Consider the following 12,766-nt stretch of genomic DNA (forward strand, 5'->3'; position numbering starts at 1 on the left):
GAGGGGGCGGACGCGCCGACGCCACCCCCACGCCGCCCCACGCGGGTCAATGTTTCGTGTTGGGCACCCATTTCAGGATGTGGGTCGCGACAGCGACGAGGGCGCCGTCTTGATTGGTGACCCGGATCGCGCCGGTGGCACGTCTGCGCGCGGCATCAATCGTATCGATCTCGTAGTCGACCGTGACGGTGTCGCCGAAGAAGACCGGTCCGACGATCCTGATCCGGTCGTAGCCCAGGGACACCGGCGTCTCGTCCCCGTCGCGGGCCTTGGCGGTCACCATGCTAGAGGCGGCCGACATGTAGCCTATGATCAGTGCGCCATGGGCCTGCAGGCGCCCATAGCTGGACTTTTCCATGTAGGCCTTGTTGACGTGGTTGGGTGCCAGATCGCCGGTGATACCGGCGAAGAGATAAACGTCGCTTTCCGAGACCGTCTTCGCAAACTGCGCCTTTTGGCCGATGGTGACGTAGAATTGGCTCATGATGTTCCTCCCTGTGCAGCTTTTGCCTGTTCGGATTGCGCCGGCTCGGCCTGATAGAGCACGCCCTCGCGCGTCATCGCCGCGATTTCCGTCGACGAATAGCCGAGTTCGGCCGCGATCTCGGCGTTGTGCTCGCCGAGCCCCGGCGCGACCCGCATCGGCTCCGGCCGATAGTTCGAGAAATGGAAAGGCAGGTTCGGCAGCCTGATCGGCCCGAGCGTCGGGTGCTCTTGCTCGATCATCATGCCGCGCGCCGTGATCTGGGGATCGGCCAGCATTTCGTCGATGCGCTGGACGGGGGCGCAAGGCACGTCGATGGCTTCGAGCGCGGCGATGCAGGCTGTGACGGAGGCTTGCGCCGAGGTCCATTCTTTGACGCGGCGCAGTGCCTCCTCGCGATGGGCGTTGCGTCCGGCTGCCGTGTGGAAGCGCGTATCGGCCGCGAGTTCCTCGCCGCCGATAAGCCGGGCGAGACGCCGCCAGGCATCGTCCACCTGCGCGGCGACGACCAAATAGCCATCCTTTGCAGGAAAGACGCCGTAGACGGTCGAATCCGGAAGATCGTAGCCGACCTGCTGCGGCAGGACAGCGCCGCCGCTCAAGGTGAAGCACTGGATCGCATAGTCGTGCATCGAGACCATGCAGTCGTAGAGGGCTAGGTCGATATGCTGACCCTTGCCGGATGTGGCCCGTCTGAGAAGAGCCGCGCAGACTGCGGCCACACCATGAATGCCGGCATACATGTCGGCGATCGGGATGCGCAGCAGCGGCGGCGGCTCGCCGGGAATGCCGAGCTGCGCCATCGCGCCCGACATCGCCTCCGCGATCAGCCCGAAGCCGGCCTTGGCCGATCGCGGGCCCGTATGCCCATAGGCCGAGAGTGAGCAATAGACCAGCCGGGGATTGAGGCGGGCGAGGGCGTGATAGCCGAGGCCGAGGCGGGCCAGTGCGCCCGGGCGGTAGTTCTCGACGAAGACATCGGCCTCGGAAACCAGCTCGCGGACGAATTCCATCCCGGCGGGCTTCTTGACGTCGACGCAGATGCCGCGCTTGCCCATGTTCTGCTGGAGGAAAAAACCGCTCTGGTCGCCGACGAAATAGGGATGGTGGCGCCCGGCATCGCCGCCGGTCGGCCGCTCGACCTTGATGACGTCGGCGCCCATGCCCGCGAGGCAGCGCGAGAGATAGGGGCCGGCGAGAAAGTGGCTATAGTCGACCACCCTCATGCCCGCGAGCGGGGCTGGAGCTGACATGTGGTTCTCCGTCGTTCCGTCCGGCAGGTGTCAGCCGAAGCAGTCGGCCGAATAGATTCTGGGCTCGCTGGGGATCAGCGGCGTGAAGGCGATGCGCTCGAGGATGTCGCGGCGAATGTCGACGCCAGGGGCGATGTCGGTCAGGACGAGTCCGGCTTCGCCGAGGCGGAAGACGGCGCGCTCGGTGACGTAGATCACCTCCTGCCCGGCGATGCGCGACTGTTCGCCGGAGAAGGTGATCTGCTCGACGGCGGATACGAGCTTCAGCACCTCGCCCTGGCGGTTGATCGCGATCCTGCCGTCCCCGATCGCGACCTCTGTGCCCTTCGTATCGAAGGTGCCGCAAAACACGACCTTGCGAGCGTTCTGGGCGATGTCGATGAAGCCGCCTGGGCCGACGGGCACACCGCCGAGCTTCGAGACATTGACGTTGCCGTCACGGTCGAGCTCGCCGAAGCCTAGAAAGGCGAGGTCGAGCCCGCCGCCCGAGTAGAAGTCGAACTGCGACGGGCCGTCGATCATCGCTGAGGCGTTGCGAGCGAAACCGAAAAGCGTGCCGACCAGAAGCTCGCCGCCATAGGTGCCGTGCTCGATAGTCTGATAGTAGCGCTCGCCATCGCCACGCAGTTCGACGAGCCGCGCCACGGCGTCCGGAATGCCGAAGCCGTAGTTAAGCACCGCGCCGTCGGTGAGCTCCTGCGCCGCGCGCCGCGCAATCACCTGCCGGACGGTTATCGGCTGTGGCGGATGCACCAGGGCAGGGCCGCGGCGCTCGCCCGACATCAGCGGGTCGTAGACGGTCTCGTAGCCCATGCGCTGTTCGGGATCGACCACGACCGCATCGACGATCGCGCCGGGAATGCGCACCGACCGGGCCGGCAATGTGCCGACATCGACGGCGGTACGAACCTGCACGATGACCTTGCCGCCGCAATTATGCGCTGCCAGCGCCACGGCATAGATGTCAATATTGGCGGCCTCCTGATCAAGGCTGACATTGCCGTGAGCGTCAGCGAAGGAGCCGCGGATGATAGCGACGTTAACCGGGAACGGCTTGTAGCGGAGATAGTCGCGCCCATCGACCCTGATGCGTTCGACCAGCTCTTCCTTGGCGGCCTCGTTCATCCGCCCGCCTTCGCGGCTCGGGTCGACGAAGGTGCCGAGCCCGACATGGGTCATGAGCCCCGGGCGCTTGGCTGCGATTTCGCGGTAGAGCTGCATGACGACGCCGCCGGGCAGCACATAGGCCTCGATTTCGTTGTTGCGCGCCATCTGCTGCATGCGAGGCGACCAGGGCCAATGCCCCCCGATCACCTTGCGCACCATGCCCTTGTGGGCAAAGCAGTTCATGCCGCGCGTCTTGCGGTCGCCGATGCCGAGGGAATGCACCGCCGTCAGGTCACGCGGGTGACCGGTTTCGAGAAAGCGTTTCTCAACCGCGGTGAACAGGCAGGATGCCTCCATCAGGCCCCCGCCGCCGCCGACGAGGCCGATGGTGTCGCCGTCGCGGATGAGCGTGACGGCATCTTCCGCGCTCATGAATTTGTTCAAGGCCATGACCGGTTCCTGGGTCTGCGCGATCAGGCGGGGAGCTGGACGGTGCTGCCGCTTTCCGATGCCGTCCTGACGGCAAGCGTCGCCTCCAGCGTGCGCAGGCCGTCGCGGCCATTGATGACGGGCTCCTCCTCGCGTAGCGAGACGCTCGCGAAATGCCGAGCTTGACGGTGATAGGCACTCTCCGAGGCGAGGGCGAGCCTGTCCTCGTTCAAGTCGCTGAGCCAGCCCGGCTCGGTATCGCCGCGATAGCCGAAATGCCGGGCATCGGGCAGGGTCAAAGACCCTTCCGAGCCGGAGAAGACGTGCGAGGACACCTTCTGGCGCTGCAGCTTGCCGGTGGTCCCCGCCATCTGGTCGAACTCGCCCGAGGCCAGGTCCCAGCTGAACGGCGAGGCCGCCGTGTCGGAAAGGCTGATCGTGCCGAGTGCACCGTTGCGGAAGCGCAGCAGCACGGCCGCCGTGTCCTCGACCGGGAAGCCGCGAACCGCCGATGAACTTAGCGCCTGCAGGCTGTCGATCTCGCCGAAGACGTAGCGGATCAGGTCGATCTCGTGGATGAGGTTGATGAGGATCGGTCCCCCGCTCGCCTTGTCGCGGCGCCAACCGAGGTTGAAATAGCTCTCCGGCTTGAGCTGCGTGTAGATCACGGTCGCAATGGCCGGCTTGCCGATGATGCCGTCCGCCACGGCCTTGCGCACCGCTCTGACCGCCGGATTGTGCCGGCGATGATGGCCGACCAGAATCGGGACGTTCTTGGCCTCGGCGGCTTCGCAGAGCCGGCGTGCGGCCTCGACGCTCTCCGCGATCGGCTTCTCGACGAGGACCGCGATGTCATGGGCGATGCAGTCGAGTGCGACGGGGACGTGCTGATCGTTGGGTGTCGCGACGACGACGCCATCGAGGCGATCGGCCTCGATCATTGCGCGATAATCGTCATAGGTCTTGACGGCGCGGCCGGCGGCATGGTCGCGCGCGGCCTGCGTCGGATCGGCGACTGCGACGACCTCGGCATTCTCTGTCTCCTGCAGCACGGCAAGATGAGATTTTCCGATCACCCCGAGCCCGATTATCCCGATCCTTGCGCGCGCCATGATGTCCTCCGATTATTTCAGAACATTATACTGGAATAAAATTCCACTCCAAGACAATCCTGTATACCCCCATGCCTCCAGCGGGATGAGGGCGTTTGCCGCACCCGGCGGGTCGGGCATTCCGGGCGTCGTTATCGGGACTTTGCCAGCCCCGGCACATAGGACAGGATCGAGGAGGAGAAGCCCCCATCGGCGCGGATCGCTTCGCCGGTGACATAGCGGGCGTCCTCGCTGCCGAGGAACGAGACGACCCGCGCGATATCGTCTGGCTGTCCGACGCGCTTCAGCGGCACGATCTCGTCGCGCCGCCGCGCTATGGCTGGATCGGCGTAGATCGGCTCGGTCATTGGCGTGCGAATCATCCCGGGGCAGACGGCGTTGACGCGAATCCCATCCGGGCCCCATTCCTGGGCAAGCTGCTGACACAACATGATCAAGGCGGCCTTTGTCGATGAATAGGCACCCATCCAGGGATGGGGGAACATGCCGGACATCGAAGCGATGGCTACGAAGCTGCCTTTGCTGGAGCGCAGAGCTTCATAGACCGATTGAGCGAGCAGCCAGGGGCCGCGAGTGTTGACCGCGAAGAGACGTTCCCAGTTTTCGATGGGTAGAGACGCAAGAGGGCCGGGAGAGGTGATGCCGGCATTGGCCACGACGAGGTCAAGCCCGCCGCATGCGTCAGCTGCCTCGGCGGCAATCCGGGCGGGCACCGCGGGATCACCCATGTCCCCGGTGATGACGTGAGGCTGGCCCCCAAGTGCGGTGATCTGCGCGGCGATATCGGTCAGTGCCCCGGACGTCGCGCGTGCGGTGATGGCAATCTGGACGGTGCCGGATCTGGCCAAGCCGTCCTGGGTAAGACGCAAGGCGATGGCTGCGCCGATTCCGCGGCTCGCGCCTACTACAAGAGCTTTCATGCCATATCCCTTTGTCCTGAGACTCGGTTTCGCTAGGAGCGGCCGGAATCCGGCAGCTGTTGCCGCCGCTATACGATCCGCACCGTCCGCATCTGGAAGACGCCGAGCTTGAACGAGCCCCAGGCCAGTTCGGCGACCTGTGGTCCGGCGCGGCGTGCATAGGCCACATCGCTGAAATAGAGGTGGAAAAAGTTGTCGACCCGCTGGCCAGGGCGCGCCGAGCCGCGGCGCGTGATCGTCGAGACGACATCATCGCGAATGAGTTGGATGAAGCCAGGCAGTCGGCGCAGCGCGGCTTCGAAATGCTTTACTCCGGTCTGGTCGCCGCCATGGGCAAGAAGAACAACAAGTTTGCCCAACTCTCCGGCCATGCGGACCGGGGAGTCGCCGATGACGTAACCGGCCGCGTCTCCTAGAAAATTCGCCTCGTCCGCTATGACGGCTTGCGAAGCGTCGGCTGTGAATGCCTCGTCCATAGCTGCCGCATCGTCGAATTGAAGTTCGACAATGCCGCCGACGCGAAACGAAGTGGGCTCGTACTGCTCTTCGACATGGTTCTGAACATAGGTCCGGATCAAGGGGAGGCGGGCTACCAGTGGTCCGTGCCGTTCCTGCCAATATCGGGAAAAGAAGGCCTGATCGTCGCCTGGCCTTTTCTCAAGAATTGACAGGCGCTTGAACATGGCGTGTTCCACAACGTCGACAGAGGCGGCGGATTCCATGGGTCCGTCAGCCACTGTCCGCGGAAGAGCCGTGAAGGACGAAAGCGAGGCCGAGTTTCTGGGCTGCCTCGGTCATGTCGAGGCCGGTCGACGTCCTGCACCCCCGCTTGCGGGCCTCTTCGACCAGTGGCGAGATAGCCGGTGCGGTGATGACGCAGCCGACGAAGCTCTCGGGTCGAAGATGATTGACGTTGATCGGTAGCGGGTCGCCTGCGCGCATTCCCAGCGGCGTCGCATTGACAACAATGTCGAAGCCGGAGGGATCTGGCGAACCACCACGAACAGGCGTCGCGGTTCCGCTCCGCAGCTTGTCCAACAGGATACCGACACGTGCCTCATCGGTGTCGTGTACTGCGAGTTCGGTCACGCCCGCCTCGACCATAGCGAGTGCGATCGCCGATCCCGCTCCTCCTGCTCCAACGAGCAAGGCGCGGGCACCGTCGAAGACAGCACCACGGGCCTTGGCTGCTGTGACAAAGCTCAAGCCGTCGAAGTTCTCGCCGTGCCACCCGCCGGAATGCGTTCTCCGCATGTGCTGAACGGCACCGAGCAGGCGGGCACGATCCGACACCGTCTCGCAATGGCTGAAACAGGCGAACTTGTGAGGGATGGTGATGATGATACTGTCGATGTTCTCCGCTAATCCTACGCCGGCAAGGAAGGCCGGAAGGTCCGCGCTGGTAACGCGGATCGGCACGACAATATCATTCCGATCTGCCTCGACGAATTTGCGGGTAAGGCCCGAAGGCGACTTCACTTGAGCGATCGGGTCGCCGATGATCAAGTGAAGCCGGGTCGCTCCGTTCAGGTTCGCGGTGAGTGCCATGGTGCTCATCGTCGCCTCAGGCCGCAACGGCTTCGTCAGCTTGCACCACGCCGAGCAGCTTGGCCTGCAGGACATGATCTTTCTCGAGATCACCGGCATCGCCGCTGAAGGCGATGCTACCGTTGACCAGCACGACCGCACGGTCGGCGATGGGGAGCACGGTCTCGGCATGATGCTCGACGATAATCATGGCTACCTTGCCGCGCAGCTTGACGAGAGCCGCCATAACTTCCTCGACGACCGCGGGCGCGAGGCCCTCGAATGGTTCGTCGAGCAGGATCAGCGTGCTCGGCACGACGAGGGCGCGCGCGATCGCGACCATCTGACGCTCGCCACCGGAAAGGTTTTCGGCCTTGGCCTTCTGGCGGGCACGGAGGCGTGGAAAGAGCTCGAAGCACTCCTCGATGCTGAGCCCGCCCGCGCGCTGGGCGATCTGCAGGTTCTCCACCACCGTGAGGTTGGGAAACAGCCTGCGTCCTTCCGGCACCAGCGAGATACCGAGCCGGTTGATCTCATAGGGCTTGCGGGAGCCGATATCCGCTTCCGCAAATCTCAGCGAGCCCGCGTTCAGTGGCAGCGTGCCCGTCAGGGCTCGCAGCAGTGTCGTCTTGCCAACGCCGTTGCGACCGAGCAGGGCGATTGCCTCACCTTTGTGGACCGCGATGTCCACCCCGCTCAGCACTGTGCTGCCGCCATAGCCAACGGCCAAGCCCTTGGCCTCCAGCAAAGGCTTTCCGGCAGCATGCGCCATGCGTTCGATCGCCGGAGGCGCCTTTGCCTCGCCCTTGGCGGCGCCGAGATAGGCGGCGATCACCTCGGGGTTACGCGCGACATCCTCCGGCTTTCCGTCGGCGATCATCCGCCCCTGATGCAGAACTGAAATCCGGTCCGAGATTGCGAGCACGCGGTCGATGTCGTGTTCGATCAGAAGCACGGCATGCTTCTTCGACAGGTGCCGGATCAGTTCCGCAACAATCTGTCGGTCAGCCTCGGCGAGACCGGCGAGCGGCTCGTCGAGTAGAAGCAGTTTGGAGTCGATCGCGAGCGTGACCGCGATCTCCAGCAGCCGCTTGGCGCCGTGGGGAAGGTTCATGCAGGCTTCAGCCGCTCTGTCCGTGAGCCCGACCGCCTCAAGGATCGACCAGGTGCGTTCGTTGAGCGGCTCGATATCATGCGCATCCTTGAAAAAACCGAGCGCGCCGTGGCGCTGCGCTTGGACGGCTACGCGGACGTTCTCGAAGACGGAAAGGTTCGGGAAGATCGAAAGGATCTGGAACGAACGGCTGATGCCGAGCCGGGCGCGGGCAAACACCGGCAGCTTGGTGATGTCCTTGCCTTCGAACAGGATTGTGCCCCCACTCGGCGGCAGGACGCCGGTCAGCATGTTGTAGAAGGTCGTCTTGCCGGCGCCATTGGGGCCGATAATCGAGTGGAGTACAAAGGGACGAACCTCGAGATCGATGTCCTTGGCAGTCACAAGGCTTCCGAAACTCTTGCTCAACTTGCGCGTCTCGAGGACCGGCTTGTTCGGATCCATGGCTTGCGCCGCGCTCTCATAGGGTTTGATTACGGCCGGGCGAGGCGGAATAGTGTTGCGGGTCAGCGTCCAACGTTCTTTGCGAAGCAGGCGTTGAACTAGCCCCTGCATCCCTTCGGGGGAGAACAGGGCGAAGACGATAATGATAGGTGCGAAGATCAGCCACCAGTTCTCGGTGATAGCGGACAGCCGGTTCTCGAGAATGATGAAGGCGATCGCACCCCAGAGCGGCCCGAGGAAGTGATGCACGCCGCCGAGAACGGTCATTAGCAGAGAGTCGCCGGCCCGCTGCCAGCCGAGATTGTTGGCGTAAACGCCCTGCAACATCAGCGTAAGCAGCGATCCGGCATAGGCGACGAGCCCTGCCATAAGTACAAAGCCGCCGAGCTTCACCAAGTAAGTATTATACCCAAGGCTGCTCGCCCGTTGCTCATTATCTCGGATCGCTTGCAGCGCGCGCCCGAACGGCGCATGCACCAGCCGCCAAAGGAACCACATGCAGAGCAATACGGTTGCCAGGGCAAAGAGATGGAACTGCATCTCCGTCTGGAAACTTGGACGAGGCACCCCCTGAAGGCCGTTCTCCCCGCCCGTGACGGCAGTCCATTTGTAGGCAACTTCGAAGGCAATCTGAGAGCAGGCGAGCGTAAGCAGCGAGAAATACAGACCGCGCCGACGCAGGATGAGTGCGCCGAGCACCGCTGCCAGCGCCATGGAAATCAAGACCGCAAATATCAGCGCCAGGATGTCGTGCTTCACCGGTCCGAGCAAGAACAGAGCGGCGAAGTAGCTCGCGCAGCCAAAGAAAACCGAGGCGCCGAAAGGAACCAATCCTGTGTAACCGACGAGCAGGTTCACTCCTGCGCCATAGAGCGTATAGATTGCGATCTGAGTGATCAGGCTCACAGGCGCTCCCTGGGCGAGCCAGGCAAGGGTGAGCGCAGCAAATGCGATCGCTATCCAGAGGATCGGGTTGGTCAGGATGGTAAGGTTTTTCATTCGAACCTCTCCCAGCGCTCGCCGAAGAGACCGCGCGGACGGATGAGCAGGACGCCAGCCATCAGCACGTACATCGCCGCGCCCGACCAGGCCGGGGCGAACTGGATGCTCATGGCAGTGGTGACGCCTACGAGAAGACCGGCGATAATGGCACCGGAATAGGATCCAAGCCCGCCGATCGTGACGATGACGAAGGCGGGCATGATCGCGCCGGCCGCCATGCTGGGGATGACTGTCCAGAGGGGGCCGGCAAGCATGCCGGCAAGGCCGGCCAGTAGGCAGCCGATGCCAAACACTCCACTCAGCACGACGGGGAGGTTAATGCCGAGCAAGCCCACCATTTCAGCGTCGCGCGAGCCGGCACGGATGATGCGGCCGAACGGGGTGAAGCGTAGGAAAGCCCAAAAGCTCACCAACGCCAGGACCGTCACGATGAGCACCGCCATTCGATACTTGGTGATCAGGATAGGGCCGTATTCAACAAAGCCAGCGAGGAAGCGCGGAGGAGTGAACGGAACAGGGGCGCCGCCGAATATGAGTCGTAGCATCGCTTCAGCAAGCAAGGCGAGCGCGAAGGTCAGAATGAGGCCGAGCAGAGGCTCCTTGCCGTAGAGATGCCGTATCAGCGTCATCTCGACAATCATTCCGATAATTCCGACGATTACTGGCGACAGCAAGGCGGCCGGCCAACCAAAGTCGCGTCCCAGAACCAGCGCGAGATAGGCCCCTATCGCGAAGAAGGAGCCATGAGCAAAATTCACGATGCCGAGCATGCCGAAGATGATCGACAGGCCAATCGCGATGAGAACGTAAAGGAAGCCCAGAACGAGACCGTTAGCCGCCTGGGAGATGATCATGTCGAGCATGGCATGGCCCCTCCCGCGCCGGCGCAGGTCAGACTGCCGGGCGGGGAAGGCGCCACGTCAAAGACGTGGCGCAAAGTGAGAGAGACGCTGGAGCCGCAGCTTCGTCGCGTTGCCGCGGCTATTCGTTGGCGCCTTAGAGGCTATCCATCTTGCAGGCGCTGTCAGCGGCGGAGCCGAAGGCCGCGTCGATCTCGGCGACTGTCTTCGGCGCATTCTCGAGGACGTCGACATAGTCCCACTTGTTCGGGATCTTGTCCTTGACCTTGCATATGACCGTACGGCGTTTCATCTGATGGTCGAAGTCGCGATAGCCGACCTCAAGGTCGCCTTCCTTGACGCGCCAAGTCTCCAGCGCCTTGACGATGGCGCCCGGCTCCGTCGACTTGGCAAGCTCGATCGATTCTAGGAGCGAGCGCATGCCGAACCAGCCCATCCAAGCCTTGTCGGCCGGCGGCTCGTTGAACTTCTTCATGTAAGCATCGACGAAGGCCTTATCTTCTGGCGAGTTGCCCGGGTTATTGTAGACCCAGACCATCGTGTAGATGCCGGTCGCGGCGTCGGGGCCGACACCCCAAATATCGGTGTTTCCGATCGAGATTTCGGCGAAGGGTATTTTTCCCTTCATGCCGAGTTCGCTCCACTGCTTGAGAAACGTGGTCAAGTCGCTCGCCGAGAGGCCACCGATGACGACGTCCGGCTTGGCCGCGCGGATCTTTAGAATGAAGGAGCTGTAGTCGGGAGTGTTGACCGGCACCTCGTCCGAACCCACCACCGTGCCACCGTTTTTCGTGATGAAATCGGAGAAGCTCGCCTTGATATCCTGGCCGAAGGCGAAGGCGCCGGTGATCGTATACCAGCGCTTGCCAAGTTCCACGCAGTAGGGGGCAAGAACGCGCGTGTGCACGTCGACCGGAGGCTGCAGCCGGAAAGTATACTTGTTGCAGAGCTTTCCGGTCAGGTCGAGCGCAGCGGCATTGGCGGCGACGTAGGGAATCTTGGCCTTCTTGGCGACAGCTGAGATGGCGAGCGCGAGCGAACTCTGAGCGCCGCCGATGAGCGCGCAGACCTTATGCTCGTCGATTAGACGCTGCGCGTTGAGCTGAGCGCCTTGAGGATTGGGCTCATCGAGCCAGATGATCTCGATTGGGCGCCCGAGCAACTCATTGTTACGCTGCTCCGCGGCAAAGAAGCCGCCTTGGGCAAGATAAGTCGCCTGGTCTACGATGGCGCCGGTCTTGGCCCAGAGCATACCGATTTTGAGGGGCTCAGCCGCAGCAGCGTTGCCAACATAGGGCATCCCGAGCTTGTTCGCTGCCATCTGCGTTGCGGCGAGGCCGCCGGCTCCGAGGAGGAGGGATCGGCGCGACGTGCCGGCTCCCTTGCTGCCATTCCGATTTCGTTGGGTCATCAAGTCTCCTCCGGTGTTGTCATTGTTCTGGGGCGCCGTCTTTCGGGTCGCTGGGCGTACCAGTATCGTAAACTGGAATAAAAGTCCAGTTTACGATACCAGTGAATCGAGGCATTCGCTGCTGGTGGCAAATGTGGTATTTTACAAGGTGTTAGATCGGAATCACTTGTAGGTTGGCGGTGATGCGATCCGTCGGTAATTGTGAAAATGGTTCGGCGTCGGCTAACGTCAGTTCGCAACGCCTCTCGGAGACAATGATGCCCAGGATAAAAGAAAAAGGTGCGGGGCCGGATGGAATTCTGAAGCGGACCCTGCGGATCCTGGAGATTCTCTCCAGTCATCCGGGCGGGATGCCATTTTATGAGGTGGCGGACGCCATCAAGATCCCGCGTAGCGCGACCCATCGCCTTCTGGCGAGTCTGGTGCAGGAGGGGTACGTCCGGCAAGAACGTGATTTCGGTTTGTATGTCCTGACTGCCAAGATCGCCTCGCTTGGTTTGCGTTATCTCCAAGGCCATGGAATCACCGATCTGATGCAGCCGGTGCTCGACCGGCTGGCCCAGGAATGCGGGGAACTCGTACGCGTGACGATTCTGGATGAGGACAGGCTGGTATTTGTCGCCAAAGCGCAGGGCGCGAAGGCGGGTCTGCGGTACGACCCTGAAGCCGGCCAGGAGGCGAAGCTCTCTTGCTCGTCGTCGGGGCTGGCTTGGCTTTCTACTATGTCTGACGAAGAGGCGCTTGCCTTGGTCGAGAAGCAGGGCTTCGGCTCTCGCGAAGAATACGGACCGAACGCTCCACAAACCGCTCAGGCCATCCGTCGGCGGCTGCGTGAAGCCCGATTGCACGGTTATGTGGTCACCCAACAGACATTCTCGCAGTGGATGAACGCCATCGGAGCGCCGATACGGTCTTCGATCGACGGCCGCGTCACCGGCACGGTCAGTGTGGCCGGACCATTCATTCGCCTGACCGAGGAGCGCATGCAGCAGATCGCTCCCTTGTTGCTGGAAGCGGCCAGAGAGCTCGGCCAACTCAGCCAAACGATGCGCCCGCCCGTCGAGAAACCGGGCGGTCCGCGCCCGAATATTTTCGCCTGACAC

General features: G+C 62.8%; 11 protein-coding genes. 1 reads left to right on the forward strand and 10 read right to left on the reverse strand.

Annotated features, from left to right (window positions below):
* Nucleotides 1-46: 46 nt before the first annotated feature.
* The 10 genes from ACFQU1_RS11325 to ACFQU1_RS11370 form a co-directional block, all read right to left on the reverse strand.
* On the reverse strand, nt 47-484 hold the full coding sequence (locus ACFQU1_RS11325; protein ID WP_378132467.1) for a MaoC family dehydratase: 438 nt from the start codon (nt 482-484) through the stop codon (nt 47-49).
* Nucleotides 481-1,737: a CaiB/BaiF CoA transferase family protein gene (locus ACFQU1_RS11330; RefSeq protein ID WP_378132469.1), complete on the reverse strand. Its 1,257-nt coding sequence runs from the start codon at nt 1,735-1,737 to the stop codon at nt 481-483. Before ACFQU1_RS11330 ends, ACFQU1_RS11325 begins: the two co-directional genes overlap by 4 nt.
* Before the next feature lie 30 nt (nt 1,738-1,767).
* On the reverse strand, nt 1,768-3,294 hold the full coding sequence (locus ACFQU1_RS11335; protein ID WP_378132471.1) for an acyl CoA:acetate/3-ketoacid CoA transferase: 1,527 nt from the start codon (nt 3,292-3,294) through the stop codon (nt 1,768-1,770).
* A gap of 23 nt (nt 3,295-3,317) precedes the next feature.
* Nucleotides 3,318-4,385, reverse strand: a complete 1,068-nt coding sequence (locus ACFQU1_RS11340) for a Gfo/Idh/MocA family protein (protein ID WP_378132474.1) — start codon at nt 4,383-4,385, stop codon at nt 3,318-3,320.
* A gap of 131 nt (nt 4,386-4,516) precedes the next feature.
* Nucleotides 4,517-5,305: an SDR family NAD(P)-dependent oxidoreductase gene (locus tag ACFQU1_RS11345; RefSeq protein WP_378132476.1), complete on the reverse strand. Its 789-nt coding sequence runs from the start codon at nt 5,303-5,305 to the stop codon at nt 4,517-4,519.
* Between the two features lie 68 nt (nt 5,306-5,373).
* Nucleotides 5,374-5,988, reverse strand: a complete 615-nt coding sequence (locus ACFQU1_RS11350) for an EthD family reductase (protein ID WP_378132478.1) — start codon at nt 5,986-5,988, stop codon at nt 5,374-5,376.
* 46 nt (nt 5,989-6,034) lie between these two features.
* Nucleotides 6,035-6,862 carry a shikimate dehydrogenase family protein gene (locus tag ACFQU1_RS11355; protein ID WP_378132480.1) on the reverse strand — a complete coding sequence of 276 codons (828 nt, stop codon included), beginning with the start codon at nt 6,860-6,862 and terminating at the stop codon, nt 6,035-6,037.
* 7 nt (nt 6,863-6,869) lie between these two features.
* The gene (locus tag ACFQU1_RS11360) at nt 6,870-9,389 is read right to left on the reverse strand and encodes an ATP-binding cassette domain-containing protein (protein WP_378132483.1); all 2,520 of its coding nucleotides are present in this window, start codon (nt 9,387-9,389) and stop codon (nt 6,870-6,872) included.
* Complete coding sequence (locus tag ACFQU1_RS11365) at nt 9,386-10,255, reverse strand: branched-chain amino acid ABC transporter permease (protein WP_378132485.1); 870 nt, start codon at nt 10,253-10,255, stop codon at nt 9,386-9,388. Before ACFQU1_RS11365 ends, ACFQU1_RS11360 begins: the two co-directional genes overlap by 4 nt.
* A gap of 133 nt (nt 10,256-10,388) precedes the next feature.
* Nucleotides 10,389-11,663 (reverse strand): ABC transporter substrate-binding protein, encoded by a 1,275-nt coding sequence (locus ACFQU1_RS11370; protein ID WP_378132487.1) that lies wholly within the window; start codon nt 11,661-11,663, stop codon nt 10,389-10,391.
* 257 nt (nt 11,664-11,920) lie between these two features.
* Here ACFQU1_RS11370 and ACFQU1_RS11375 point away from each other — a divergent pair, with 257 nt between their 5' ends.
* Nucleotides 11,921-12,763 (forward strand): IclR family transcriptional regulator, encoded by an 843-nt coding sequence (locus ACFQU1_RS11375; protein WP_378132489.1) that lies wholly within the window; start codon nt 11,921-11,923, stop codon nt 12,761-12,763.
* Nucleotides 12,764-12,766 lie beyond the last annotated feature (3 nt).

Source organism: Chelatococcus sp. GCM10030263 (genome assembly GCF_042666455.1).
GTDB lineage: Bacteria > Pseudomonadota > Alphaproteobacteria > Rhizobiales > Beijerinckiaceae > Chelatococcus.